General features: G+C 67.4%; 20 protein-coding genes. 6 read left to right on the top strand and 14 right to left on the bottom strand.

All coding sequences use genetic code 11. The annotated features are described in order from the left end of the window. Window positions 1-31: 31 nt before the first annotated feature. Window positions 32-499: a hypothetical protein gene (locus tag HNP98_RS19275; protein WP_173811816.1), complete on the bottom strand. Its 468-nt coding sequence runs from the start codon at window positions 497-499 to the stop codon at window positions 32-34. Window positions 500-584: 85 nt separating this feature from the next. Next, window positions 585-965, bottom strand: coding sequence for a hypothetical protein (locus HNP98_RS19270; RefSeq protein WP_173811815.1), 381 nt, complete (start codon window positions 963-965; stop codon window positions 585-587). Window positions 966-1,371: 406 nt separating this feature from the next. Here HNP98_RS19270 and HNP98_RS19265 point away from each other — a divergent pair, with 406 nt between their 5' ends. Beyond that, complete coding sequence (locus HNP98_RS19265; RefSeq protein WP_173811814.1) at window positions 1,372-4,452, top strand: hybrid sensor histidine kinase/response regulator transcription factor; 3,081 nt, start codon at window positions 1,372-1,374, stop codon at window positions 4,450-4,452. A gap of 184 nt (window positions 4,453-4,636) precedes the next feature. On the opposite strand, the gene HNP98_RS19260 is transcribed toward HNP98_RS19265, so the two are convergent. Continuing rightward, window positions 4,637-6,829 carry an alpha-ketoacid dehydrogenase subunit alpha/beta gene (locus HNP98_RS19260; protein WP_173811813.1) on the bottom strand — a complete coding sequence of 731 codons (2,193 nt, stop codon included), beginning with the start codon at window positions 6,827-6,829 and terminating at the stop codon, window positions 4,637-4,639. Window positions 6,830-6,944: 115 nt separating this feature from the next. Here HNP98_RS19260 and hemF point away from each other — a divergent pair, with 115 nt between their 5' ends. Together hemF and HNP98_RS19250 are read left to right on the top strand one after the other, a co-directional pair. Then, a complete protein-coding gene (gene hemF, locus HNP98_RS19255) occupies window positions 6,945-7,865 on the top strand; it encodes an oxygen-dependent coproporphyrinogen oxidase (protein ID WP_173811812.1) in 921 nt (306 codons plus the stop codon). Further along, window positions 7,858-8,454, top strand: coding sequence for a phosphatase PAP2 family protein (locus tag HNP98_RS19250; protein ID WP_173811811.1), 597 nt, complete (start codon window positions 7,858-7,860; stop codon window positions 8,452-8,454). Before hemF ends, HNP98_RS19250 begins: the two co-directional genes overlap by 8 nt. 355 nt (window positions 8,455-8,809) lie before the next feature. On the opposite strand, the gene HNP98_RS19245 is transcribed toward HNP98_RS19250, so the two are convergent. The 3 genes from HNP98_RS19245 to HNP98_RS19235 all read right to left on the bottom strand — a co-directional run bounded on the left by HNP98_RS19245 (window position 8,810) and on the right by HNP98_RS19235 (window position 11,935). After that, window positions 8,810-9,676 (bottom strand): EamA family transporter, encoded by an 867-nt coding sequence (locus HNP98_RS19245; protein ID WP_173811810.1) that lies wholly within the window; start codon window positions 9,674-9,676, stop codon window positions 8,810-8,812. Between the two features lie 70 nt (window positions 9,677-9,746). Beyond that, the gene (locus HNP98_RS19240) at window positions 9,747-10,337 is read right to left on the bottom strand and encodes a riboflavin synthase (protein WP_173811809.1); all 591 of its coding nucleotides are present in this window, start codon (window positions 10,335-10,337) and stop codon (window positions 9,747-9,749) included. 173 nt (window positions 10,338-10,510) lie between these two features. Beyond that, on the bottom strand, window positions 10,511-11,935 hold the full coding sequence (locus tag HNP98_RS19235; protein ID WP_173811808.1) for a sugar transferase: 1,425 nt from the start codon (window positions 11,933-11,935) through the stop codon (window positions 10,511-10,513). A gap of 121 nt (window positions 11,936-12,056) precedes the next feature. Here HNP98_RS19235 and HNP98_RS19230 point away from each other — a divergent pair, with 121 nt between their 5' ends. The 3 genes from HNP98_RS19230 (at window position 12,057) to HNP98_RS19220 (ending at window position 14,134) form a co-directional block, all read left to right on the top strand. After that, window positions 12,057-12,752 carry a protein-L-isoaspartate(D-aspartate) O-methyltransferase gene (locus tag HNP98_RS19230; RefSeq protein WP_173811807.1) on the top strand — a complete coding sequence of 232 codons (696 nt, stop codon included), beginning with the start codon at window positions 12,057-12,059 and terminating at the stop codon, window positions 12,750-12,752. 59 nt (window positions 12,753-12,811) lie between these two features. Next, window positions 12,812-13,330, top strand: coding sequence for an acyl-CoA thioesterase (locus HNP98_RS19225; protein ID WP_173811806.1), 519 nt, complete (start codon window positions 12,812-12,814; stop codon window positions 13,328-13,330). 105 nt (window positions 13,331-13,435) lie between these two features. Continuing rightward, complete coding sequence (locus tag HNP98_RS19220) at window positions 13,436-14,134, top strand: hypothetical protein (protein WP_173811805.1); 699 nt, start codon at window positions 13,436-13,438, stop codon at window positions 14,132-14,134. A gap of 38 nt (window positions 14,135-14,172) precedes the next feature. On the opposite strand, the gene HNP98_RS19215 is transcribed toward HNP98_RS19220, so the two are convergent. The 8 genes from HNP98_RS19215 to alaS all read right to left on the bottom strand — a co-directional run bounded on the left by HNP98_RS19215 (window position 14,173) and on the right by alaS (window position 25,319). Then, a complete protein-coding gene (locus HNP98_RS19215; protein WP_173811804.1) occupies window positions 14,173-15,003 on the bottom strand; it encodes a hypothetical protein in 831 nt (276 codons plus the stop codon). Between the two features lie 194 nt (window positions 15,004-15,197). Continuing rightward, entirely contained in the window at window positions 15,198-16,322 is a 1,125-nt protein-coding gene (locus tag HNP98_RS19210) for a TlpA disulfide reductase family protein (RefSeq protein WP_173811803.1), read from the bottom strand. 182 nt (window positions 16,323-16,504) lie between these two features. Beyond that, complete coding sequence (gene gatB / locus HNP98_RS19205; RefSeq protein ID WP_173811802.1) at window positions 16,505-17,971, bottom strand: Asp-tRNA(Asn)/Glu-tRNA(Gln) amidotransferase subunit GatB; 1,467 nt, start codon at window positions 17,969-17,971, stop codon at window positions 16,505-16,507. Between the two features lie 216 nt (window positions 17,972-18,187). Continuing rightward, window positions 18,188-19,807, bottom strand: coding sequence for an OmpA family protein (locus HNP98_RS22395; protein WP_173811801.1), 1,620 nt, complete (start codon window positions 19,805-19,807; stop codon window positions 18,188-18,190). Between the two features lie 209 nt (window positions 19,808-20,016). Beyond that, the gene (locus HNP98_RS19195; RefSeq protein WP_173811800.1) at window positions 20,017-20,871 is read right to left on the bottom strand and encodes an energy transducer TonB; all 855 of its coding nucleotides are present in this window, start codon (window positions 20,869-20,871) and stop codon (window positions 20,017-20,019) included. 130 nt (window positions 20,872-21,001) lie between these two features. Next, a complete protein-coding gene (locus HNP98_RS19190) occupies window positions 21,002-21,721 on the bottom strand; it encodes a hypothetical protein (RefSeq protein WP_173811799.1) in 720 nt (239 codons plus the stop codon). 110 nt (window positions 21,722-21,831) lie between these two features. Then, window positions 21,832-22,425, bottom strand: a complete 594-nt coding sequence (locus tag HNP98_RS22390) for a TonB family protein (protein WP_173811798.1) — start codon at window positions 22,423-22,425, stop codon at window positions 21,832-21,834. 152 nt (window positions 22,426-22,577) lie between these two features. After that, a complete protein-coding gene (alaS, locus tag HNP98_RS19180) occupies window positions 22,578-25,319 on the bottom strand; it encodes an alanine--tRNA ligase (protein ID WP_173811797.1) in 2,742 nt (913 codons plus the stop codon). Between the last annotated feature and the right edge of the window lie 152 nt (window positions 25,320-25,471).

Raw genomic sequence — 25,471 nt, 5'->3', positions numbered from 1 at the left:
GGCGGGGGCCGAACGGGGCCCGCCGGTCCGGTCAGCGCTCCGTTGGGGCGGGGCGGAAGGCGCTCAGCAGGCGCGGGGCGGCCGGCGTCTGGTCGCCGCTCACCTCCGCCAGGCGCTGCTCGGTGGTGCGCAGCTGCACGCCGAAACGGTGCTTCTCGCGCCCGATTTCGACCACCAGCGCGTAGCGGCCGTCCGGCAGGTCGCTCAGGTTGAGCAGCCCGCCGAAGCTGAGGGCCGAGCTGCGCTGCTCGTACAGGACCGCGCCGTTGTCGCCGAGTACCTGGACCCGGCCGGCCAGGCGGGCGGGGTTGCAGCCCCAGACCCGGTAGGTCAGGTCGTGGGTTTGGTAGGCCCCGGCCAAGGGGGTGTTTTGCTGGGCGCGGGCGGCGCGGGGCCCAAAGGCCCCCAGCAGCGCGCTCAGCAGCAATACGGTGCGCCACTGGCCCCAACGGGCGGCAACGAACGGGAGGGAAGGGCTGGGCAATGGGAAAGTTTTCATGGCTCGGAAAGAGTGGGCAAAGCAGGAAAAAAAGGAAAGCGAACGGCGAAAAGCGCGGCGAACGCGGCGGGTGGGGACGAACGGCTTAGCGGACGGCGTACAGGTGTTGCAGGCGGCGGTCGGGGCCGAGCTGCCGGGCCAGCAGGCCGGGGGCCCGGGCGGCCGCGGCGGGGTCGCGCAGCACGCGGGCCAGGGCGCGGTTGAGCTGGCGGGCGGTGCGGCGGCAGCGGTGGGCGGCGGGGCGGGCCAGGTCGAGGCACAGGCCCGCCAGCCGCTCCTGGTACACGAGCCGGTCGTGGCCGTCGTAGAAGCGCACCAGGGTGTAGTCGTGCGTGGCGAGGTTGGTTTCGACGTTCCAATAGCCCGGGCCCGGGCGGGCCGCCGGGGCCTGGGCCCGGGCGGGGCCCGCCAGCAAGCCTAAGAGGAAGAGCAGCCCGAAGGCCCAGCGGTGGGAGCAGGTTTTCATGGTCGGGAGAGGTGAAAGGGTGGGGAAAAGGGGGAAAAGACTGGGGCGGGGAAACCGGGCGGCGGGCGGGCTTGCATGGCGGTAAGGGAATGGAAAAGTGGACCGTTTGAACGATTGCAAAGCACGAAGCCCCCGCCCCGGGCGGCGTTTGCGGAACGGGCAAAAGCATGTGCCCACGGAGCGGCGGCGTTTGCGCAGGTTGCAAAGGCGTTTGGGGAAGTTGCACAGCCCGGATTTGCGGTTTTTTTGGGCGGAAAAACCAGTTTATTTGACTGCTGATGAGCAAGCATAAAAATTTCGCTATATCTTCATAAAATAGTCCTCTACCAACCGTGGTTTGGGCAGTGCCGGGGCCCGCTGCCCCTGGTGCGCCGCCCCACGCCGGGCCCCCGCGGGGCCGCTGCCCATGAAAATCCGCTGCCTGCTTATCCTCGCCCTACTCGTTGGCCACGGCCTGCTGGGTAGGCCCGCGGCCCGCGCTGCCGGCCGGCCGGTTCTCCGTTCGGCCGCGCCCGCCAGCGCCCTGCTGCTCCTGCGGGCGGCCCTGGTCAACGCACCGGCCATGCAGCGCCTCGACGACACCGGGCGCTGGCGCTACCAGCCGGGCCAGCCGCCCGGCTGGGCCAGCCCCGCCACGCCCGACCAGGGCTGGCCGCTGGCCGACCCCAACTTTCTGGTGGAGGCACCGCCGCCCGGCTGGCGCGGGCTGGGCTGCTTCCGGCTGCGCTTCACCCTCGATTCGGCCCTGCTGGGCCAGCCGCTGGGCCTGGCCATTGTGCAGCAGGGGGCTTCCGACATCTACCTCGACGGGCAGCGGCTGGGGAGCATCGGCACCGTGGGTACTTCGGCCCAAACCACCCGGGGCCTCAGCCCGCGCTACCTCACGCTGCCCTTCCTGCTCCGCACCGCGGGGCCGCACTTGCTGGCCGTGCGCTACGCCCGCTTCGGGGCCTGGCCGCCGCCCTACGGGGGCTTTGCCCTGCGCGTGGCCCCGGCCGTTCGCCTCCAGGCCGAGCAAATCCGCCTCATGCGGGTGCGCTCGCTGCACCTGATGGTGATAACCGGCACCGGGCTGCTGGCGCTGCTGCACTTCTTTTTGTTCCTGTTCTACCGGCCCCAGCGGGCCAACCTGTACTTCAGCCTCTACGCGGGGGCGCTCATGGGCACCGCCCTGGTGGTGTACTTCCGCAGCACCGAGTCCGACGTGGCCTTGCTGCAGTGGCTGCAGCTGGGTTTCGCGGTGGCGCAAGCCGTTAATTCGGTGTTGCTGCTGGTCTTTCTCTATTCGGTGTGCGAAGGGCACCTGCCCTGGCGCTGGCTGGCGCTGGTGGGGCTGTTGCGCGCGGCGCTGGTGGCAATGTGGCTGGCGCAGCCCGCCGCGCAGGCCCAGGAATGGCCCCACCAGCCGCTGCTGGCGGCCATTTTTCTGCTGCCGTGGCTGGACATGCTGCGGGTGCTGGGCCGGGCGTGGCGGCGGGGGCGGCCCGGCATCGGCCCGGTGGCCGTGGGCGTGGTGGCCACCATTCTGGTGCAGGTGTTTGCGGCGTACGACGTCTTTCACGTGTGGGTCCGGTACTATTCGCTGGCCCAGCTGCTCACCATTCAGCTGGGCTTTCTACTGCTGCCCGTGTGCATGTCGGTGTACCTGGCCCGCGAGTTTGCCGCCACCCGCCGCCACCTGGAAGCGCAGCTGCGGCAGGTGGAGCAACTCTCGGCCCAAACCCTGGCCCAGGAAACCGAGCGCCGCCGGCTCGTCAGCGCCCAGAACGAGCGCCTGGAGGCCACCGTGCGGGCCCGCACCGAGGAAATCAGTCAGCAAAACCACGTGCTGGCCGCGCAGAAAGACGAAATCACGGCGCAGGCCGACCGCCTCCGGGCCCTGGACCAAGAGAAAACGCGCTTCTTCACCAACATCACCCACGAGTTCCGCACCCCGCTCACGCTCATGCTCGGGCCCGCCGCCCAAATCGCGGCCGACACCCGCGAGCCGGCCACCCGCCAGCAGGCCGCCCTGGTGCAGCGCAACGCCCAGCGCCTGCTGCACCTCATCAACCAGCTCCTCGACCTGGGCCGCCTCGAGGCCGGCCAGCAGGCCCTGGCCCTCGCCCCGGGCGACGCGGTGGCCTTCGTGCGCGGGCTGGTGGGCTCGTTCGAGTCGCTGGCCGAGCAGCGCGGCATCGGGTACTCGTTCGAGGCCGACCGGCCCGTACTGCCCGCCGCGTTCGACGCCGACAAGCTGGAGAAAATCCTGGTCAACCTGCTCGCCAACGCCTTCAAGTTCACGCCCAGCGCCGGCACCGTGGCCGTGGGCCTGCGCGTGGCCGGGACCGAAGGGGCCCCCGGGGCCCCCGCCTGGCTGGAGCTGACGGTGCGCGACACGGGCTGCGGCATCGCGGCGGCGCAGCTGCCGCACGTCTTCGACCGCTTTTACCAGGCCGACGCCTCCGACACCCGCGCCCACGAGGGCTCCGGCATCGGCCTGGCCCTCACCAAGGAGCTGGTGGAGCTGCACGGCGGCACCATTGCCCTGGCCAGCGAGCCGGGCCGCGGCACCACCGCCACCGTGCGCCTGCCGCTGCGGCCCGCCGCCGAAGCCGCGCCGGCGTCGCTGGCCCCGGCTGAGGCCCCGGCCAAGCCGGCGTTACGGGCCGTTGCTTTGCCCGCCGCCGACGCCGCCGACGCCGCCGACGCTCCGGCCCCCGGCCCGGCCCCCGCGCCGGACGCGCCGCTGGTGCTGCTCATCGAAGACAACGCCGACGTGCGGGCCTACCTGCGGGCCGTGCTGGGCCCCGCCTACCACCTGCTCGAAGCCGAAGACGGCGAAGCCGGCGTGGCCCTGGCCCGCGAGCACCTGCCCGACCTCGTGCTGACCGACGCCATGATGCCCCGCCTCGACGGCTACGGCGTGTGCCGGGCCCTGAAGGAGGACGAGCGCACGAGCCACATTCCCATCGTGTTGCTCACGGCCAAGGCCGACCTGCCCAGCCGCCTCCAGGGCCTCGACACCGGGGCCGACGCCTACCTCACCAAGCCCTTCCGGCGCGAGGAGCTGCTGGCCCAGCTGCGCAACCTCGTCCACGGCCGCCAGCAGCTCCAGGAGGCGTACCGCCGGGCGGTGGCCGACGCGCCCCCGCCCGGCCCGCCCACGCTGGAGGAAGCGTTTCTGGCCCGCGTGCGGGCGGCCGTGGAGCTGGCCCTCGACGACGAAGCCCTCGACGTGGAAGCCCTGGCCCACGCCCTGGCCCTGAGCCGCACCCAGCTGCACCGCAAGCTCAAGGCCCTCACCGGCCACGCCCCCGGCGACTTCATCCGCCTCGTGCGCCTCACCCACGCCCACGAGCTGCTGGCCGGCGGCGCGGCCACCGTGGCCGAGGCCGGCTACCGGGTGGGCTACGGCAACCCCGCCAACTTCTCCACCAGCTTCTCGCGCCACTTCGGCTACCCGCCCAGCGAGGCCCGCCCGCGGGCCGCAGCGGTGAGCAGCTGACAATTTTCAGTTGTCAGCGAGCGAATTAAGACCGTCATGCTGAACGTAGTGAAGCATCTCTCCCGCGCAAGCAATCCAATCGATTGGGTTTACTAACGCGGGAGAGATGCTTCGACTCCGCTGCGCTCCGCTCAGCATGACACCCTTCTTAACCCCCTGACAACCAGTAACTAACAACGAACAACTAAAAAGCCAGCAGCTCCCCGAGGGCCGCGGCTACTTTGGCGGCGCTGGGCAGCATCATCTTTTCCAGCTCCACGTTGAGGGGGATGGCGGGCAGGTTGGCGGCCCCGAGGGTGTGCACCGGCGCGTCGAGGGCCAGGAAGCAGTGGCGCTGGATGCGCCCGGCCAGGCTCTCGGCGAAGGAATTCATTAAAGGTTCTTCGGTGAGGACCAGTACTTTGCCGTGGCGGCCAACGGCGGCCTGCACCCCGTCGAAATCGAGCGGGTTGAGGGTGCGCAGGTCCAGGATTTCGACGCGGCCGGGGAAGTCGCGGCTGGCCGTGCGGGCCCAGTGCACGCCCATGCCGTAGGCGATGACCAGGGCCGTGTCGCCGCGCCGCAGGTGCGCGGGGTCGGCGGCCTGGGCCACGGCCGCTTTTCCCAGGGGGATGACGTAGCCGGCGGCGGGCTCCAGGGTTTTGGCGTCCTCCGTGCCGGGCACCTTACTCCAGTACAAGCCCTTGTGCTCGAGCATGACGACCGGGTTGGGGTCGAGGAACGCCGCCCGCAGCAGGCCTTTCATGTCGGCCGCGTTGCTGGGGTACACCACCTTGATGCCGCGGATGGTGAGCAATGTGCTTTCAATGGAGCCCGAGTGGTAGGGCCCGCCGCCGCCGTAGGCCCCCACCGGCACCCGAATCAGCGCCGGCACCGGAAACTTGCCCATGCTCAGGTAGCAGCTCTTACTTAATTCTTCAACTAATTGATTTAAAGCCGGCCAGATGTAGTCGGCGAACTGAATTTCAACAATCGGCCGGGCCCCTACCGCCGCCATGCCGGCCGTGCTGCCCACGATGTAGGCCTCCTGGATGGGCGTGTTGAACACGCGCTTATCGCCGTACTTCTTAGCCAGCAGCGCCGCCTCGCGGAACACGCCGCCCAGCTCGCCGCCCACGTCCTGGCCGTAGAACAGGGCCTCGGGGAACTCGGCCAGGATGTCGTCCACGGCGTGCAGGGCGGCGTCCACCATCAGCACTTTTTCGGCCCCGGCGGGGGCCCGCTCGCCGGCCTCGGCCAGCACGGCGGGCGGGGCAAACTCGTGGTCGGCGAAGGTGGCCGGGTCGGGGCCCGGGGCGGCCAGGGCCAGGGCCCAGTCGGCGGCCACGGTGGCCTGGGCCCGGGCGGCGAGGCCGGCCAGCTCGGCCTCGCCGATGCCGGCGGCCAGCAGGCGGCGGTGCAGGCGGGGCAGCGGGTCCTGGGCCTGGTGCTGGGCCAGGTCGTCGCCGCGGTACCACTCGCGGCGCACGCCGCTGGTGTGGTGGCCCAGCAGCGGGCACTTGGCGTGCACCAGGGCGGGGCCCCGGCGCTGGCGCACGTGGGCGTAGGCCTCGGCCAGGCCCTTGTAGGAGGAAATCAGGTCGGCCCCGTCCACCCGCACGCGGTGCAGGCCGGGGAAGCCGGCGGCGAATTCGTAGGCGTCCATGGCCCGCATTTCCTTCCCGGTGGCCGAAATGCCCCAGTCGTTGTCCTGCACCAGGTACACGATGGGCAGCCGGTGCAGCACGGCCATTTGCAGGGCCTCGCTCACCTCGCCCTCGGTCATGGCCCCGTCGCCGAGCGAGCAGAGCACCAGCGGCGGCAGCGGCTCGGGGGCCTCGTCGGGGTCGGCGCGGGTGCCCAGCAGCGGGCGCAGGGCCTCTTGCAGCCAGGCGCTGCCGGGGGCCCCGGTGCCGCCGTTGGCCGCCGGGGCGGGGCGCAGGCCCTGCCCCTCCAGGTAGGCCAGGGCGTGGGCCATGCCGGTGGCCGGAATGGCCTGCATGCCCGTGGCCGAGCTTTGGTGCGGGATGACGGGCACCCCCGGCCGCCGCAGCGAAGGATGGGCGTAGTAGGTGCGCCCCCCGCTAAAAGGGTCGTCGGCCTTGGCCAGCAGCTGAAGCATCAGCTCGTAGGGCCGCAGGCCCAGGCCCAGCAAAAAAGCGTCGTCGCGGTAGTACGGGGCGGCGTAGTCGGTTTCGGTGAGCAGGAAGGCGGCGGCCAGCTGCACGGCCTCGTGGCCGCGGGCCGTGGCGTGCACGTAGCGGGCGGCGGTGGCTTTCTGGTCTTCGTAGAGGGCCGCCAGGGCGGCAGCGGTGTGCATCAGGGCGTAGGCGCGGCGCAGCATCGCGGGGGTTAGGTCCTCGGTGGCCAGGGCCGCCGGGGTCGGGTGAGGGAGCATACAGGGCGGGAGGGTGGCCCGGCAAAGGTACGGGCGGCGGGGCCCGGCCGGATGTGGCCGTACTTTTGGGGCCGTAAGTTTCGCGTTTTCTGCCGGCCCCGCGCCGGCCCTGCCCGTGCCCACCTCCCCCACCGTTCGCCCCGAAATCGAAGCCTGGCTGGCCGATTTCCAGCTCCGCCTCTGCGCCCACCTCGAAGCCGCCGACGGGGGCCCCGCCCGCTTCGGCACCGACGCCTGGGAGCGCCCCGGCGGCGGCGGCGGCCGCAGCAAAGTGCTCGAAAACGGGGCCGTGCTGGAAAAAGGCGGCGTGGGCTTCTCGGCCGTGTGGGGCGCCATGAGCGAGGCCGCCGCCCGCCAGCTCCACATGCCCGACCCGCGCTTCTACGCCACCGGCGTGAGCCTGGTGCTGCACCCGCGCAGCCCGCGCGTGCCCATCGTCCACATGAACGTGCGCTACTTCGAGGCCGGCAACGGCGAGGCCTGGTTCGGCGGCGGCATCGACCTGACGCCCATTTACGTGGACGAAGCCCAGGCCCGGCGCTTCCACCAACGGCTAAAGGAAGTCTGCGACGCCCACAACCCGGCCTACTACCCGCGCTTCACGCGCTGGGCCGACGACTACTTCTACCTGCCCCACCGCCAGGAAACCCGCGGCGTGGGCGGCATTTTCTTCGATAGATTGACGGTGGGCCCCGACGGCACCGCCGGGGAATTATTCCAACTGATAAAGGACGTGGCCGAGCTGTTCGGGCCCTTTTACACCGCAATCATGGCCGAAAACCAGGCCCTGCCCTTTGGCCCCGCCGAGGAGGCCTGGCAGATGCTGCGCCGCGCCCGCTACGCCGAGTTCAACCTGGCCTTCGACCGCGGCACCCGCTTCGGCCTCGAAACCGGCGGCCGCACCGAGTCCATCCTCATGAGCCTGCCCCCGCGCACCGGCTGGAGCTACCAGCCCCACCCGCCCGCCCCCGGCACCCCGGAGGCCGCCACCCAGGCCTGGCTGCGCAAGGGCGTGGATTGGATTGGCCATGTTTAGGGCCCTGCACGCCCTCGACGACCGGCTGCTGCTGGCCGTGAACCACGCCCGGGGCCCCGCCCTCGACGCCGTGATGACCTTCGCCTCGAACCGCCTGGTGTGGTTTCCCTTTTACGCCGTGCTCATCGGCTGGCTGATTTGGCACTTCCGGCGGCGGGCGGCGGTGCTGCTGCCGCTGGTGGTGGCCGCCGTGGCCCTGGCCGACAGCATCACGAGCCGCTTGTTCAAGCCTTTTTTTGGCCGCCTGCGCCCCTGCCACAACCCGGCCCTGGAGGCCCGGCTGTACCTGCCCGACGGCTGCGGCGGGCAGTTCGGCTTCCTCTCGTCGCACGCGGCCAACGCGTTTGCCCTGGCGGTGTTCCTGTTGCTGACGCTGCCCGCCGGTCGCTACCGGGCCCTGAAAACCGGGGTGTTTCTGTGGGCCGGTTGGCTCTCTTACAGCCGCATCTACCTGGGGGCCCACTTCCCCACCGACGTGCTGGGCGGGGCCCTCATCGGCGCGGGGCTGGGCTGGGGGGCGGCCACCATTTTTCGCCGCCTCACCGCCCCCACGGGCCGCTGGGGCACCCTGGGCCGCGAAGTTGCATAAGTAAAAAGGGCCCCCAGCGTTGCGCTGGGAGCCCTTTTCTTTACGGTTTGCGGTTGCCAGTGTGGCCGTCGCCGTGGTCGCCCTGGCCGGGCTTGCTGGTCTTTTTGGCGTTGTGCGTATCGTCCTGCGAGAGCGACTTGTGCAGCTCGACGGACGTGTCAATTTCACCGTCTTTGGCGCGCCGGATGTAGCGCTTGTCGCCAGGTTTGGGCCCGAGGCTTCGCGTTTGCTGGGCATGGGCGGGGGCGTTAAGTTGGTCTAAACGTTACGTTTACCGAGTCCGTAGTGTTTTGCATTTTGCGCTGTTTTAAAAATACCAACCGCCGGGTAGCCCCCGGGCCGCGCCCCCCGGGGGCTACCCGGGGGCCGGCCGGGGGCGGCCCTGCGTCAGCGTGGCCCCCGCGCTGGCCGCCACGATGAGGCCCACGGCCAGCCACTGGCTGCCGAGCAGCCGCTCGTGGAGCAGCCACCAGCCGGACAGGGCCGCGGCCACGGGCTCCAGGCTCATCAGGATGCTGAAGGTGCGCGTGGGCAGGGTGCGCAGGGCCCGCATCTCGAGCGAAAAGGGCAGCACGCTGGAAAACAGCGCCAGCAGGGCCCCCAGCCCCAGCAGGTGCGGGGTGAGGGCCCGCAGGCTGCCGCTGGCCACGCCGAAGGGCAGCACGGGCAGCGCCGCGAACAGCATCCCGATGGCCACGGCCTGCGGGCCCGGCAGCACGGCCGCCGTGCGCCGGCCCAGCACGATGTACCCCGCCCAGCACCCCCCGGCGGCCAGGGCCAGGGCCAGCCCCAACGGGTCGGGGCCCCGGCCGTGCCACGGGGCAATGAGCGCGATGCCCGCGGCGGCCAGCCCGGCCCACCCGGCGTCGGCCCAGCGCCGCGAGCCGGCCACCGCCAGGCCCAGCGGCCCCACAAACTCCAGCGGCACGGCCAGCCCGAGCGGCACGCGGGCCAGGGCGCAGTAAAACAAAAAGTTCATCAGGCCCAGGGCCAGGCCGTAGGGCACCACGGCCCGCCACTGCGCCGGCCGCAGCCGCCCCAGCCGCGGGCGCACCGCCACCAGCAGCACCAGCGCCGACAGCCCGATGCGCAGGCTGGTGGTGCCGGCCGCCCCCAGCAGCGGAAACAGGCCCTTGGCGATGGCGGCCCCGCCCTGCACGCTCCCGATGGACAGGAGCACGGCGGGCACCGCGGGGAGCGAAAAGCGGGCAGCGCGGTTCATGGGCCGGCAAGGTAAGGCCGCCCCGGCGGGGCGCGGCGGCACCGGTGCTTGCGGGCGGCCCCGGCGGGGCTCAGCGCCCCAGCAGCTTGGCCACGTACTTGCCCACGATGTCGAACTCCAGGTTCACCACCTCGCCGGCGTGCAGCTGGTGGAAGCTGGTGTGCTCGTAGGTGTACGGAATGATGGCCACCGCGAAGCCGTCGTCGGTGCTCTCGAAGCAGGTCAGGCTGGTGCCGTTCACGCAGATGGAGCCTTTCTCGACCGTGACGCGGCCGGGCCCCGGCGCGTGCCGGAACCGGAAAATCCAGGAGCCGTCCTGGTCGTCCACGCTAAGGCATTCGGCGGTGGCGTCCACGTGGCCCTGCACAATGTGGCCGTCGAAGCGGCCGTTGGCGGCCAAGCAGCGCTCCAGGTTGACTTTGCGGCCGGGGGCCCACTGGCGCAGGTTGGTCACGCGCAGGGTTTCGTCGATGGCCGTCACCACGTGCGTGCCGGCGGCCGCGTCCACGGCCACCACCGTCAGGCACACGCCGTCGTGGGCCACGCTCTGGTCAATTTTCAATTCGCCCGCAAACGGCGACTGCACGGTGAACTGGCGGTTGGTGCCCGCGTTTTCGACGGCCACGACGGTGCCCAGGGCTTCGATGATTCCGGTAAACATAAATTGCTGATTAATCGTGATTAACCGTGATTTCGCTGATGGTAGCGGCACGGCTTGGAGATGTTAGGAGATAAACAGGCAACAAACAACTGGTTGATGTGGCCCCGCCCGCCGAAAACAAGTCCGTCACAATTAATCAGCGCAATCACGGTTAATCACGACTAATCAGCGATTTATTTGCCCCGGCCTTCGAAGATGATTTTCAGCGTGAACAGCATTATTCGGAAGTCCATGGCCAGGCTCATGTTTTCGATGTAGAGGATGTCGAATTTCAGGCGTTCCACCATCTGGGGCACGGTTTCGGCGTAGCCGTACTTCACCTGGCCGAGGCTGGTGAGGCCGGGGCGCACGCGGTGCAGGTGGCGGTAGTGGGGGGCCACGCACACGATTTGGTCGATGAAAAACTGGCGCTCGGGGCGCGGGCCCACCACGGCCATGTCGCCCTTGAGCACGTTCCAGAACTGGGGCAGCTCGTCGAGGCGCACGCGGCGCATGAACCGGCCCCAGGGCGTGATGCGCGGGTCGTGGTCGGAGCTGAGGGCCGGCCCGCCGCGCTCGGCATCGACGTACATCGAGCGGAACTTGATGATGCGGAAGGGCCGGCCGTTGCGCCCGATGCGCTCCTGGCGGTAGAACACGGGCCCCGGCGACGAGAGCCGCACCATCGCGGCCGCGAAGGCGTACACCCACCAGGCCAGCCCCAGGAACAGGGCCGCGCCGAGCACGTCGAGCAGGCGCTTCACCACCGCCTGCCAGAGGGGCAGCAGGTCGTGCTTGATTTCGATGAGCGGCGTGCCAAACGAATGGCTCACCTTCACCGAGCCCAGCAGGATTTGGTAGAGGTCGGGCAGGATGCTGATGCGCACGGGGCTGCCCTCCAGCAGGTTGAGGATGTGCTGGATGCGGCGGTGCTCGCTGGGCTCGATGGCGATGATGACTTCCTCGAGGCGCTGGGCCGCCACCAGCGCCGGCAGCTGCTCGTAGGTGCCCAGCGCGGGCAGGGCGGCCGCCAGGGCGGCGTCGACGGGCCCGCCGGCGGGGGCCACGAAGCCCACCACCCGCAGGCCCAGGTGGCGGCCGGTGCGGCCCAGCTCGCGGGCCGTGTCGAGCACCAGCGCGGTGCTGCCCACCAGCAGGGTCGGAAAAAAAATGTCGCCGCGCCGCACCAGCCGCTGCACGCTGCGCACGGCCGCGATGCGCAGCACCGCCGTGAACGTGTAGTGGACCAGGAAGTACGTGGCCACGGTGCGGTAGTAGAGGTGGTAGTTGCTCACGCCCTGGTCGTCGAGCAGCAGGGCGAAAAACAGCACCACCACGCCCAGCGTGGTCACCCGGAACAGGCGCAGCAGCTCGGCCAGGCGCGACTTGCGGAACACGTCGCGGTACTGCCCCAGCAAGGCGTAGAGGGCCGTCCAGCCCAGGCCCACGGCCAGGGCCGCCGACGCCAGCGCCTCGGCCACCGGCGGGGTGAAGTGGAAGCCCGCCAGCTCGTGCAGCAAGTACTTGCGCAGGCCGAAGAACGCCGCCCAGGCCAGCAGCGCCGCCGCAAAGTCGGCGGCCACGAGCTTGGCGTATTGCAGGCGGCGGAGGAGGGGCACGGAGTGGTTTAGGGCGTATTTTCGCGGGCCGGGGCCCGCGCCGCCCCAAAGGTAACGCCGCCGCGGCCGGGCCCGGGGCCCCGGGCCCGGCCCCCGGCCCCCGATTTTGCTCCCCGTTTCCGTGCCCCTCCCCGCTTCTAACGCCGCCGCGCCCGCCCCCGACACCTACCGCCACCGCGGCCAGCGCCGGGCCCTGGTGGCGGCCCTGCGCGCCCGCGGCATCCGCGACGAGCGGGTGCTGGCGGCGCTGGCCGCCGTGCCGCGCCACCAGTTTTTCGCCCCCGCCTTCGAGGCCCACGCCTACCACGACAAGGCCTTTCCCATCGGCGAGGGCCAAACCATTTCGCAGCCCTACACCGTGGCCTACCAGACCGCGCTGCTGGCCCCCGCCCCCCACCACCGGGTGCTGGAAGTGGGCACCGGCTCGGGCTACCAGTGCGCCGTGCTGCTGCGCCTCACGCCCCACGTGCACAGCATCGAGCTGAACGCCACGCTCTTTGCCGCCACCCAGCGCCGCCTGGCCGCCCTGCTGCCCCCCGACGGCCCGGCCCCCCGCCTGCGCTGCGGCGACGGCTCGCTGGGCTGGCCCGAGGCCGCGCCCTTCGACCGCATCCTCGTCACGGCCGGGGCCCCGGGGCTGCCGCCGGCCCTGCTGCGCCAGCTGGCCGTGGGCGGGCAGCTCGTCATTCCGGTGGGGCCCGCCCACGCCCAGCGCATGGTGCGGGTGGTGCGCGAGGGGCCCGATGCGTTTGCCCGCGAGGAGTTCGAGCCGTTTCGGTTCGTGCCGCTGCTTGGGGCCGGCGGCTGGCAGGGCTAGCGGGGCCCTACCTTTGCGCCGGGGGCCCGTGCCCGCCGTCATTTTTTTACCCGAGAGCAATGCGCAAGCAAAAGCCCGTGGCCGACTCGTTCGTCATCATGACCGAGCTGGTGCTGCCCAACGACACCAACACGCTCAACAACCTGATGGGCGGCCGCATGATGCACCTGATGGACATCGCCGGGGCCATTGCCGCCCAGAAGCACTCCAACCGCATCGTCGTCACGGCCTCGGTCGACAACGTGTCGTTCCGCGACGCCATCCGGCTCGGCAACGTGGTCACGCTCCAGGCGCAGGTCACCCGCTCGTTCAGCTCCAGCATGGAGGTGCACATCGACGTGTGGGCCGAGGACATCCCCAACGGCACCAAATTCAAAACCAACGAGGCGTTCTTCACCTTCGTGGCCGTGGACCAGTCGGGCCGGCCCATCGACGTGCCGGAGGCCGTGCCCGAAACGGCGGAGGAAATTTCTCTTTACGAAGGGGCCCTGCGCCGCCGCCAGCTGCGCCTGGTGCTGGCCGGCCGCATGAAGCCCGCCGAAGCCCAGGAGCTGAAAGCCCTGTTCGCGCTGGAATAGCTTTTTCAGCTTTTAGCTGTCAGCTTTTGCGCTGATGAGCCTTAAATAATAATAAAAACAAAAGCTGACAGCTGGCAGCCGACAGCTAAAAGCTACCCAACGCCCATGTCCGCCGAAAAGCTGGCCTTCCTCCAGAACTTCTACACCGACGTGACGCTCTACGTGCCCGTTGAGCCCGTTTCGCGGCCCGCACCGGCCGCGCCGGAGCCCCCGGCACCCGTTGCCGAAGCGGCCCCGGAGGCCCAAATCGTCGTTCCAGCACTGGCCCCCGCGCCGGCCCCGCCACCGGCGGCCCCGCCTGTGCCCGTGCCGCCCGCCCGCCTGCCCGAAGCCGCTCTGGCCGTCCCCGCCGCGGCTCCCGCAGTGGTACCTGCGGCCCCCGCGGTTCCCGGACCGCCCGCCCCGCCCACGCCCTTCACTACCCAAGGCAGCCGGGCCGACGGCGTGGTGCTGCTGGTGCGCCTGCCCCCCGACCAGTTTGTCAAGCTGCACCGCAACGTGTTCCTCAACAAGATGTTGCAGGCCCTGGGCCTGGTGATGGCCGACGTGGTGCTGGTGAACGTGGAGTCGCACCTGCCGGTGGCCCTGGCCGGCCTGCGCCGCGAGCTGGCCGCCACCCAGGTCGTGGCCTTCGGCCGCAACCTGCTCGACGTGGCCGTGCGCAACACCCAGATTTACGAGCCCGTGCAGTTCGCCGCCCAGGGCCTCTCCTACCTCGCCGCCGCCGAAATTGAGATGGTGGAGTACGACGTAAGCTTGAAAAAACGCCTCTGGCCGGGCTTGCAGCGCATGTTTTTGGGCTAAGGAATTCGTGGGACGGTTGTGCGCGGCAGCAAGCCTACCTATTGCGCCAGCAACGAATTGCCGTACGTCACCAGCTCGGCTAGGTGCGCGGGGTCGTAAAAGTCCAGCTTGTGTTGGGCAGCGTAAGCCGTAATGGCCTGGGCCTGGGGCCGAAACACCGCCAGCAGCGCTTTTTCGGGCTTGAGCAACCGCAAGACATGGCCCTCGGGGTCGGCCAAATAATAGTGGTCGGCGAGAACGGGGGGCACGTAGTAGGCCCCCTGGCCGGCCTCAGCGGGCCCGGGGGCGAGCCGCTGGCGGCGTAGCAGCAGGTACGGTCCGTTGCTGAGCTGCTCGAAAAACGCTGGCGTCGGCCGCTGGGCACCCACCCGGTCGTGGTCCCACAAAAAGGTGCGGAAGGTGCGCACGGACGCTGTGTCCGACAGAAAGTGTTGGCTGGGCGGCAGGTAGCCGCGCCGCCCAGAATAGGTTTGCGAAGTCCAGGCATCTAGCGGCGCCTGCAGCGATGCCTTCCGAACCGTGCGCTGGTTAAAAAGAGGGCTACTGAGATTATTCGAAACGCTGCGCGGCTCCTGGGGCGCAGGATTAAAATCGCGGGGGTCCGAGTCGACCAGTTGCCCGCCCTTTACTGCAAATATTTTCACCTGAGCTGCCGAAAAGGCGGCTGTTGTCTGGCTGTTCCCCGGCAGGCTTACCATGTCCAGCTCGCGGTATAAGCGCACGGGCCCGCGCAGCGTATCGCCGCTGGCCAACAGCACTGCCCCCGTCGAAAACTCCTGCACAAAGCCCGTGGGGCGCGTGGCAGCCGCGGCCCCGACCACCCCAAGGGCCACTATTCCCAAAACGGGCAAGAGATGTGAGCTTTTCATGAGAACCACCCGGCTAATGAACTGAGGAAGAGTTGCTGCCGTGCCAAATATAGGCGCTGCGCACAATTCGGCAACGGCCCGCGCTACTTGCGTTTCGGGCCGGAAAATCAGGGCGCGGGGGGACGTTAAAAAAGGCCGGCTCTTGGGGAGAGCCGGCCTCTTTTAGCAGTTATTCTTCCGCAATTCAACGCGCGCTACTTCAGCACTTCGGCCAGCTTAGCGTCCAGCTCGGCCCCGCGCAGGTTTTTGGCGATGATGACGCCGTTGGGATCGAGCAAAAACGACTGCGGGATGGCCGTGATGCCGTAGGCGGCGGCGGCCACGCTCTGCCAGTAGGCCAGGTCCGACACGTGGCTGGGCCAGAGCAGTCCATCGGCGGCAATGGCTTTGATCCAGCGGCCCTTCTCCTGGTCCAGCGACACCGAGTAGACGGTGAAGCCTTTGCCCTTGTCCTTGAACTTGTTGTAGGCCTTCACCACGTTGGGGTTTTCGGCGCGGCAGGGGCCGCACCAGCTGGCCCAGAAGTCCACGAGCACGTACTTGCCGCGCAGGCTGCTGAGGGCCAGCTTGGGGCCGGCGGGCGTGGGCAGGTTGATTTCGGGGGCCTTGGTGCCGGGGGCGGTGGCCCGCAACGGCTCCAGCCGGGCCGTCAGCTCCTTGGTGAAGGGCGAGCCGGGGTTGGCTTTGCGCTGCACGGCGGCGATGGAATCGGCGAATTGGAAGTTCTCTTCGGGGCTGAGGAAGGCCCCAACCGCGAAGCCCGTGGCCACGGCCGTGGGGTAGCGGCGCAGCACGCTTTTCACCCGGGCGGCGGTGCCGTTCTGGATGGTGGCGGCTTCCTGCTCAATGGCCTGCGTGGCGTCGGCTTTACCGGCCGCGGCCGCGGCGGTGTAGCGGGCTTTGAGGCCGTCCATCTGGGTTTTGGTGCCTTCCATCACCTGCGTCAGCTGGCGGAGCAGCTCGGCGTCGGGGCTGCCGGTCACGGTGTAGGTGGCGGGCAGGCGCTGGGCGTCGCCGGCCACGGCCACCCGGGTTTGGTCGTCGAGCAGCAGCAGCACTTGGTTGGCCTCGTTGATTTTGAGCTGGTAGAGGCCGGCCGTGGGGGCCGTGCCCTTGAAGGCAAACTTGCCCGCGGCGTCGGTTTTGGCCGAAGCCCGCTCCACGAACTGGTTCGATTGCAGCTCGGCCAGGTGCAGCTCGGTGCCGGCCGGCGCGTTTTGCAGCTGGCCGGTAATTTCGTAGCCCGCGGCCGCCGAGGCGGGCTGGCAGGCGTTGGCCCCGCCCAATACGGCGGCGGCCAGCAACACGGATTTTATCATAAGGTAACGCATAAAGCAAGTGGCAACGAACAACTGGGAACGAACATACGACAGCGGGCAATGGCTGAGTTTGCCTGGCAACAACGTTTTGACTGCCCGTTGTTCATTGGTAACGAAGCTGTTTAGAAAACACAATTGAACGCCCTGCTCACCGATTTTGGCAACTTCCTAAGCAGCTTCACCTATTCCACGAGTCCGCCTTCCAGCGCGGCGCGCAGCAGCTGGTTGGCTTGCTTGGGGTCGGCCTTGCCACCGGTTAGCTTCATCAGCTCGCCCATGAACATGCCGGTGAGGGATTTTTTGCCCGCCCGGTACTCGGCCACTTTGGCCGGGTTGGCGGCCAGCACCTGCGCCACCAGGGCCCCCAACTCGTCGCCGTCGGTTTTGGTGAGCAGGCCCAGGGCCTCGGCCGCGCCGGTGGCGTTGGCCGTGGGGTGCGCCAGCAGGTACGGGAACAACTGCTTGCTGGCCACCGAGTAATTGATTTTGTCTTCGTCAATCAGCTCAATCACGCCGGCCAGCTGGGCGGGGTCGAGCGGGAAGTCTTCCATCGGCAGGGCCCGCTCGTTGAGGTACGATTTCACGGGGCCCATCACCCAGTTGGCGGCGGCCTTGGCGTTGGGCGTTTGGCGGGCCAGTTCGTCGAAGTACAGGGCTACCTCTTTCTGGTCCACCAGCACCGAGGCATCGTAGTCGCTCAGGCCCAGCTCGCCGGTGAAGCGGGCGTAGAGCTGCTGGGGCAGGGCCGGCAGCCCGGCCTGCACGCGGTGCAGCCAGGCGTCGTCAATCACCAGCGGCGGCAGGTCGGGCTCGGGGAAGTAGCGGTAGTCGTTCATCGTCTCCTTGCTGCGCTGGCCGTTGGTGGTGCCGGTCACGGCGTCGAAGCCGCGGGTTTCGCTGGCCACCTCGCCGCCGGCCTCCACGATGGCAATCTGCCGCTCAATCTCGTAGGCAATGGCCCGCTGCACGTTGCGGAAGGAGTTCATGTTCTTCACCTCCACCTTCATTCCGAACTCGGGGGCCCCGTGCAGCATCACCGAGATGTTGGCGTCGCAGCGCAGCGAGCCTTCCTCCATGTTGCCGTCGCAGATGCCGAGGTACTCCACCAGTTTCTTGATTTCGGTGAGGTAGGCGTAGGCTTCCTCGCCGGTGCGGATGTCGGGCTCGCTCACAATCTCAATCAGCGGCACGCCGGCGCGGTTCAGGTCCACCAGGGTTTCGGTTTCGCCGGCCAGGTGCATGCTTTTGCCCGCGTCCTCCTCCATGTGGATGCGCGTGACGCCGATGCGCTTCATGGCCTCTCCCACGCGCACGTCGAGGTGGCCCTCGTAGCAAATCGGGGTTTTGTCCTGCGTAATCTGGTAGCCCTTGGGCAGGTCGGGGTAGAAGTAGTTTTTGCGGGCAAACAGGTTGTCGCGCCGGATGTGGCAGTTGGTGGCCAGGCCCATTTTCATGGCAAACTCCACGGCCGTGCGGTTCACCTTGGGCAAGGTGCCGGGGTGGCCCAGGGTGATGACCGAGAGGTTGGTGTTAGGGGCCACGCCGTACTCGTTTTCGTCCGACGAGTACATTTTGCTGCGCGTGAGCAGCTGGGCGTGTACTTCCAGCCCAATCACGGGCTGGTATTTAGCAATCAGGGCTTCGTCCATACAAGAGAAATAAGTGGGCCGCGGCAGGGGCCGACGCAACCCGGCCGCAAGTTAAAACCGATTTTGGCGGCGCTGCCGCACGCCGGGCCCGGGGCCCGGCCCCCCCCATCCCCGGCGCGGCCGCCGGGCCGGGCGAAACGGCCGCCGCATTGAAAAAAAAACAGCCCGCTCCAAGGGGAGCGGGCTGTTTTTACAATCGGCCAAAGCGGCTGCTACCTATTTCTTGGCAGCGGCTTTTTTAGCGGGGGCCTTCTTTTTGGCCGGGGCCTTTTTGCGGGCCGGAGCGGCCGCTTTGGGGGCGGTTTTGCCCTTGGCCTTCAGCTCGGCTACCGTGGGGGCAGGGCCGTACTTGGCCTCGTCGGGGTTGGCTTCGCCCGTCAGGTAGGGGTCCATCTCCACGCGGCGGTTCAGGGCCTGGCCGGCCTTGGTCTTGTTGCTGGCAATCGGCTTGAGCTTGCCGTAGCCGCGGGCCTCGATGCGGGCCGCCGGGATGCCTTTGGCAATGAGGTACGTGCGCACGGCCTCGGCCCGGTCGTAGCTCAGGCGCAGGTTGAAGGCTTCGTTACCCACGTCGTCCGTGTGGCCCGACATGCCCAGGCTGTAGTCCGGGTACTCGGTCAGCACACCCACGATTTGGTCGAGGCGCTTGTAGGACACTGGCAGCAGTGTGGCCTTGTTGTAGGCAAACTGGATGTATTTGGTGGCTTCCTGGAGCACCTTCTTCGACTCGGCCTTCATTTCGGGGCAGCCCTGATTGCTGGCGGGGCCGGCGCGGTCGGGGCACTTGTCTTGGTAATCCGGCACGCCGTCGCCGTCGCTGTCAAGCGGGCAACCCGTGGCGTCTACTTTCACGCCGCTAGGCGTGTTGGGGCACTTGTCGAGGTAGTCGGCCACGCCGTCGCCGTCGGCGTCGAGCGGGCAACCCGTGGCGTCCACTTTCACGCCGGCCGGCGTGTTGGGGCACTTGTCGTCGGCGTCGGCCACGCCGTCGCCGTCGGCGTCGGGGCAACCCTGCAGGGCGGCCAGGCCCTTCACGTCGGGGCACTTGTCCTGGTAGTCGGCCACGCCGTCGCCGTCGGTGTCGAGCGGGCAGCCGTTGGCATCCACTTTCACGCCGGTGGGCGTGTCGGGGCACTTGTCCTTGCGGTCGGCCACGCCGTCGCCGTCCGTGTCCTTGGCCTTGCCGATGTTAGCGGTGAAGCCGGCCGAAAACTGGAGGTAGCGGTCGTGGTCGTAGTAAAAACCGGTGGCGTTGCTGGCCGAGCCGTCGAGCTTGTCGTCACCGGTGACGAGCATGTGCTCGCCGGCTTGGGCAAACAGGCTAAATCCTGGCGTGAGGCGGAAGTCCAAGCCAATGGCCCCCTGCGCGTCGAACGACGTAAAGTCGAGGTGGTTGGCGGCCGCCGTGGGCGAAGCGTAACGGTCGGAATTGACGCGGGCCACGCCCGGCTGAATCAGGAAATAAGGCCGGATAACGGCGTCGTCCTTCAGCGGCAACTTGAACTTAAAGCCCAGGCCGTAGGTGCTGATGTTGGCGTAGAAACGCGTGCCGTTGTTGGCAAATGCGCCCGTGGGCGAGGGGAAGCGCAGCGTGGCCTGGTTGGCCGACAAGTTGATGTCGAAGCCTTTGCTGATGTAGCGGCTCAGGGTGAGGCCACCGCCATAGGTGCCGTTCTTGGCCTTAAAGTACGTGTTGCCCATGTCGCCCATGTACTGGAGCGTGGTACCGTACCCACTGATGCCAAATTTTCGGTCGGCCGACTGGGCCTGGCTGCGGGGGGCCGCTGCCAGTACGCTCAGGCCAAGCAAGGCGGTGGATGATAACAGGTGTTTCATAAAAGAAAAAAAGTGAAAGTTGGGGGAGACCCCGTGGGTAAGTAGCGCTGATATAGGTGCAGATATGCAGTCCCTGGCTGCATTCTAGTGCCGAGGTACGCAGACAGGCGGAAGGAGGTTTTAATTGAAATGATACGATAACATAAGATGCACCGTTCTACGGGGTTTCGTTTGGGGCCGCCGGGCCCGCCCCGGGCCGGGGCTCGCCGCTACTCGCCCCCGCCGCGCCGGATGCGGCGGCCCGGCACGGCCACGTAAAACACCACGGGCACCCGGCAGCTGGTGCGCACGAGCTGGCCGTCGCGCACGCCGGGCCGGAACCGTTTGGTAATGCCGCGCACGGCGGCCAGCACTTTTTCGTCGAGCCACGGGGCCGTGGACCGGGCCACGTAAGGGTCGGCCACCTCGCCGCGCTCGGTCACGGTGAAGGCCACGTCGATTTCCCCCACCGGCCAGCGGTCGGCGGCCGCCCCGTCGGCGGGCAGGCCGGCGAAGCCATAGCCCGCGAACTGGCGCATTTCGGCGCTGCTGGGGCGCACGCGCCGCGTCACGTCGTGGTAGAGCAGCAGGGCCCCGCCGGGGTAGAGCGGCGGCTGCTCGAAGGGGAAGTACGGCACCGGCCGGCCCTCGGGGTCGTAGCAGGCCCCGGGCAGGTTCTGGCCGGCGGCAAACGTATCGCGCCGCTTCAGGGTGCCGTCGGGGTAGTAGGCCAGCAGCTCGCCCTGCCGCTGCCCGCCCACGTACTCTTCTTTGGTGCGCAGCTGCCCGTTTTCGTACCAGGTGGTGCGCGTGCCGTGCACCACGCCCCGGGGCAAGTCGAGGTACGGCGTGTATTCCTGCAAGGCCCCCGCGGCGTAGTAGCGGCGCACCACGGCGCGGACGCTGTCGTAGCGGGCCACCTCGGCCCAGTGGTCGGCCCCGGCGGGGCCCGGCAGCGGGCGGTCGTCCGCGTCGAAATAGGTAACTGTTTTGTTAGGGTACGCCACCGGAGCGGTGCCCTGGGCCCAGGCCGCCCCGCCCAGCAGGACCAGTAGCAACGGCAACAACGGGCGCAAGGTGGGCATTAGGGGGCGCGGGAAGGGCAGAAAGACCAATTACAATCGCTGTTCGGGGCCCAATTGTTTTAGCCGCAGGCCGTAGGGTCGGGTCCCCTGGCAGTACAAGCGCTGCAAAAAGCTCCAACCCGGCCGGTCCCTAGCGCAACTGCGCGTCAATTTGCCGAATCAATTGGCGGCTGTGCTGCATTACGCCGTGGTATTTGTCTAGGATGTCGAGTATGGCCCCCGACCGGCTCAGGTAGTTTTGTGCGGGCCCCGTGGCCATCACGGCCACCAGGTTTTGCTGGTTGGGGGCCAGGTGCTCGTCGAGGTAACGGCCCAGGTTTTGCTGCTTGTAGTCAGAATACTGCTTAGCGTTGGTTACTAATTGGGGAATTAACTCCTGGTAATGGTCGAGGATGCTGTTGAGTAATTCTTCGTTCTCGACGATATCCAGGTCGCCGGCTGACTTCAGGCCCTCGAAGCGCGAAGAATTGGGCACCAGCACCGTGGAGTTCCGCAAGGTCCAGCTATAATTACGGAGGCTGTCGGGCCGCAGGGTTTGCGGCGTCAGGGACCGGTAGTAACGAGAGGCCCGCAGCTGGGTAACGTACGAGTCCGAATCCGAACGCATTTCGCGCAGGTCTTGCCGAAAGTCCTGCCGCAACCCGGTCAGGAATTTACGTTCCTTCTCGCGGTCCAAACTGTGCTCGTGCCAGGTGTGGAGCTGGATGGACAGCGTGATGGCAAACACGATGATGCCGATTTCCAACAGGATGTCGGGCAGGCGCTGCCGCCACGTTTGCGGCCGGTGGCCGTGTTCTTCCATCCCGAGCGCTTTTTTGGCGTGCTTGTTAACGAGGTCGGCTTCAATCATGGCGGGGGCAACGGCTATTGCGCGGGCGCGGAAAAGATAGGAGCCCTAAGGTAGCGCCGGGGCCCGCTGCGCGAAGCAGCGGGCCGTGCAAGCTATCGGCGCAGTTCAGTTTATTCTATATGAAAAGTAACAGGCAGCGTGAATAATGTATCAATCGGTTCACAATCCACAATGACATTGTACCATTTTTTTACGCGCTTGATGGCAGCAATGGCTTCTTCGTTGAGTAAAACAGAAGGGGATTCAACAACCCATACATCTACTAACCGTCCGAAACGGTCGACCATAAACTCCACCCTCACTTCGCCCTCAATGCCAAGCTTTAACGCCTTCGTAGGATATCGGATACTCATGTATTCTGAAGGAGTTGCTGGCCTGGGCGGACATTTTATTTGCCAGGCCAAGGTATCGCAATTTAGCGGCGTACCGTGCTCGTCAAAACACTTGCTTTCGGCAACTGCTTCTTTACCAAATATGCGGTGGCGACGCAACTTGCCATTGGGATAATAGGCAGATTCTTCCTGCGCATCACCCGCCCGATAAGTCGTTCGCCGCTTAACGCTGCCGTTATCGTAGTAAATCGTGGTTTCACCATCTCGCAAGCGCCGACGCAAGTTGGAAAATGAAGCAATTCCCCGCACCTTTTGCGGCGCGAAATACCATTTCTCCACAGCCCGCAGGCTGTCAAGGAATTCGGTTTCCACGGCATAACTAGCATTTTTGGGTGTTAGCAACGACCGGTGTTGCGCGTCAAAATATACTATCTGCTTTTTCACCGCCTGGGCCCGTAGGCAGAGCGGCAAAACCAGGCAGCAGAAAAGCACCATACACCGACGTGCGCACACAAGGCGAGCATTTAAGCAATAGCCTGCCCCACCAACCCCCCCGCCTTGGCGATGGCCGCGCCCAGGCCCGCCAGGTTTTTGCCGCCGGCGGTGGCGAAGAACGGCTGGCCGCCGCCGCCGCCCTGGATTTCCTTGGCCAGCTCGCGCACCAGCGCCGTGGCGTTGAGCTTGCCGGCTTTGGCCAGCTCGTCGGCCAGCATCACGGCCAGCTGGGGCTTGCCGTCGATTTCGGCGCCGAGCACCAGCACGAGGTGGGGCACGGCCTGGCGCAGGTGGAAGGCCAGGGTTTTGAGGCCCTCGGCGCTGGTGGCCTGCACCTGGGCGGCGAGGAAATTCACGCCGTTCAGGGGCTTCACCTGGCCGGCGAGCTGGTCCTTCTGCTGGTTGATGCTTTGCTGGGCAAACTGCTCGATTTGCTTGCGCAGGGCCCCAATTTCCTCGGTCTGCTTTTCGAGCGAGGTCAGCAGGTGCTGGGGGTTGCCGAGGGCCTCGCGCACCTGGGTGAGCAGGTCAATTTGCTGGTCCACGTAGGCTTCGGCGGTGCCGGCCGTCACGGCCTCGATGCGGCGCACGCCGGCCCCCACGGCGCTCTCGGCCACGATTTTGAAGTAGCCGATGCTGCCCGTGTTGGCCACGTGCAGGCCGCCGCACAGCTCCACCGAGTAGTCTTTATCGAAGGTAATGACGCGCACGAACTCGCCGTACTTCTCGCCGAACAGGGCCATGGCGCCCAGCGTTTTGGCTTCGGCAATGGGCACGTTGCGGCGCTCGTCGAGCGGGATTTGCCGGCGGATGCGCTCGTTCACGAGCTGCTCAATCTCACGCAATTGCGCATCGCTCACCTTCGTGAAGTGCGAGAAGTCGAAGCGCAGCAGCTTGTCGTTCACCAGCGAGCCTTTTTGCTGCACGTGCTCGCCGAGCACGCGGCGCAGGGCAGCTTGCAGCAAGTGGGTGGCCGTGTGGTTGTTGCGGATGAGCGTGCGCCGGGCCGCATCGGGCCGGGCCCGGAACTCGGCCGTCAGCTCCTGCGGCAGCTCCAGCACGGTGTGGATGATGAGGTCGTTTTCGCGCTTCGTGTCCAGCACGCGCAGCCGGTCCAGGTCGCTTTCGAGGTAGCCGGTGTCGCCAATCTGGCCGCCGCTTTCGGCGTAAAACGGCGTCTGGTCGAGCACCAATTGGTATTCCGTCTTGCCCTTCTTGTCGATTTTGCGGTAGCGCAGCAGGCGGGCGGTGGCCTCGTCCTGGTCGTAGCCCACGAACACGTTGGGGCCCTCGGCCTCGGCCACCGTCACCCAGTCGCTCTGCTCGGTTTCCTGGGCGTTGCGGCTGCGGTTTTTCTGCTGGGCCAGGGCCTGCTGGAAGCCGGCCTCGTCCACCGTCAGGCCCTTTTCGCGGGCGATGAGGGCCGTGAGGTCGAGCGGAAAGCCGAAAGTGTCGCTTAGCTCGAAGGCCGTGGCGCCGTCGATGACGCCGCCGTTGGCGCGGGCGGCTTCTTCCAGCGCATCGAGGCGGCGCAGGCCGGTTTCGAGCGTTTTCAGGAACGCAATTTCCTCTTCCTCAATCACGCGCGTCACGAACGCCTGCTGGGCTTTTAGTTCGGGGAAGATGTTGCGCATCTGGTCGGCCAGCACCGGCACCAGTTTGTAGAGGAAGGGCTGCTTCTGGTTCAGGCTCGAAAAAGCGTAGCGCACGGCCCGGCGCAGGATGCGGCGAATCACGTAGCCGGCCTTCACGTTGCTGGGTAGCTGGCCGTCGGCGATGGTGAAGGCGATGGCGCGGATGTGGTCGGCCAGCACCCGGATGGCGATGTCAGTCTTTTCGTTTGAGCTGTTAGCCATTAGCTGTTGGCTGTTAGCTTTTTCATCGGGAGAAGAGCTAATAGCTAACAGCTGAGAGCTAACAGCTAAGTGAGGCGTGGTGCCGTGGTATTCGATGCCTACCTCCTTGGCAATGAACTGGATGAGCGGCTGAAACACGTCGGTGTCGTAGTTCGAGCGCACGCCCGACACGGCCATCATCAGGCGCTCGAAACCCATGCCGGTGTCCACGCTCTGGGCGGGCAGCTTGATGAGCGACTTGTCGGCCAGGCGCTGGAACTCCATAAACACGTTGTTCCACACTTCCACCACCTGCGGGTGGTCGGCGTTCACAAGCTGGCTGCCAGGGGTTTGGGCGCGCTCCTCGGCGGTGCGCAGGTCCACGTGGATTTCGGTGCAGGGGCCGCAGGGGCCCGTGTCGCCCATCTCCCAGAAGTTGTCCTTCTTGTTGCCGGGCAGGATGCGGTCGTCGGTGGTGTACTGCCGCCACAGGGCCTGCGTTTCGGCGTCGGGGCCCAGGTCGTCGCCCTGGTCGCCCTCGAAGTACGTGACGTAGAGCCGGTCTTTTTCGAGCTTGAACACGTCCGTTAGCAGCTCCCAGGCCCAGGCGATGGCGTCGGTTTTGAAGTAATCGCCGAACGACCAGTTGCCCAGCATTTCGAACATGGTGTGGTGGTAGGTATCGTAGCCCACCTCCTCCAAATCGTTGTGCTTGCCGCTCACGCGCAGGCACTTCTGGGTATCGGCGATGCGCTTGAAGGGCGCGGGCCGGTTGCCCAGGAAGTAGTCTTTGAACGGGGCCATGCCGCTGTTGATGAACAGCAGCGTGGGGTCGTCTTTCACCACGAGCGGGGCCGAGGGCACGATGTGGTGGCCCTTGGAGGCGAAGAAATCGAGGAATTGCTGGCGGACGTGCGCGGCGGTGGGGAGCGACATGGGGAGCGGAGAAAAGGCGAATCGGGGCCCCGCGGCGGTTTTGGGTGGGCCACGGGACCGGCCCCGCAAAGGTAGCGCCGGGGCCCCGCGGCCCGGTAGGGCCCGGGCCCCTAACTTGCGGCTTCTGCCCGGCCCCGCCCCTTCCCCCCGCC

Origin of the sequence: Hymenobacter caeli, assembly GCF_013294115.1 — a bacterium.
Lineage (GTDB): Bacteria > Bacteroidota > Bacteroidia > Cytophagales > Hymenobacteraceae > Hymenobacter > Hymenobacter caeli.
This window is presented reverse-complemented; position numbering and strand designations above follow the sequence as displayed.

Excerpts from the sequence above, each read along its gene's own strand:
- HNP98_RS19275 (WP_173811816.1), bottom strand. The coding sequence starts at position 499 with ATGAAAACTTTCCCATTGCCCAGCCCTTCCCTCCCGTTCGTTGCCGCC.
- HNP98_RS19270 (WP_173811815.1), bottom strand. The coding sequence starts at position 965 with ATGAAAACCTGCTCCCACCGCTGGGCCTTCGGGCTGCTCTTCCTCTTA.
- HNP98_RS19265 (WP_173811814.1), top strand. The coding sequence starts at position 1,372 with ATGAAAATCCGCTGCCTGCTTATCCTCGCCCTACTCGTTGGCCACGGC.
- HNP98_RS19260 (WP_173811813.1), bottom strand. The coding sequence starts at position 6,829 with ATGCTCCCTCACCCGACCCCGGCGGCCCTGGCCACCGAGGACCTAACC.
- HNP98_RS19250 (WP_173811811.1), top strand. The coding sequence starts at position 7,858 with ATGTTTAGGGCCCTGCACGCCCTCGACGACCGGCTGCTGCTGGCCGTG.
- HNP98_RS19245 (WP_173811810.1), bottom strand. The coding sequence starts at position 9,676 with ATGAACCGCGCTGCCCGCTTTTCGCTCCCCGCGGTGCCCGCCGTGCTC.
- HNP98_RS19240 (WP_173811809.1), bottom strand. The coding sequence starts at position 10,337 with ATGTTTACCGGAATCATCGAAGCCCTGGGCACCGTCGTGGCCGTCGAA.
- HNP98_RS19225 (WP_173811806.1), top strand. The coding sequence starts at position 12,812 with ATGCGCAAGCAAAAGCCCGTGGCCGACTCGTTCGTCATCATGACCGAG.
- HNP98_RS19220 (WP_173811805.1), top strand. The coding sequence starts at position 13,436 with ATGTCCGCCGAAAAGCTGGCCTTCCTCCAGAACTTCTACACCGACGTG.
- HNP98_RS19215 (WP_173811804.1), bottom strand. The coding sequence starts at position 15,003 with ATGAAAAGCTCACATCTCTTGCCCGTTTTGGGAATAGTGGCCCTTGGG.
- HNP98_RS19210 (WP_173811803.1), bottom strand. The coding sequence starts at position 16,322 with ATGATAAAATCCGTGTTGCTGGCCGCCGCCGTATTGGGCGGGGCCAAC.
- gatB (WP_173811802.1), bottom strand. The coding sequence starts at position 17,971 with ATGGACGAAGCCCTGATTGCTAAATACCAGCCCGTGATTGGGCTGGAA.
- HNP98_RS22395 (WP_173811801.1), bottom strand. The coding sequence starts at position 19,807 with ATGAAACACCTGTTATCATCCACCGCCTTGCTTGGCCTGAGCGTACTG.
- HNP98_RS19195 (WP_173811800.1), bottom strand. The coding sequence starts at position 20,871 with ATGCCCACCTTGCGCCCGTTGTTGCCGTTGCTACTGGTCCTGCTGGGC.
- HNP98_RS19190 (WP_173811799.1), bottom strand. The coding sequence starts at position 21,721 with ATGATTGAAGCCGACCTCGTTAACAAGCACGCCAAAAAAGCGCTCGGG.
- alaS (WP_173811797.1), bottom strand. The coding sequence starts at position 25,319 with ATGTCGCTCCCCACCGCCGCGCACGTCCGCCAGCAATTCCTCGATTTC.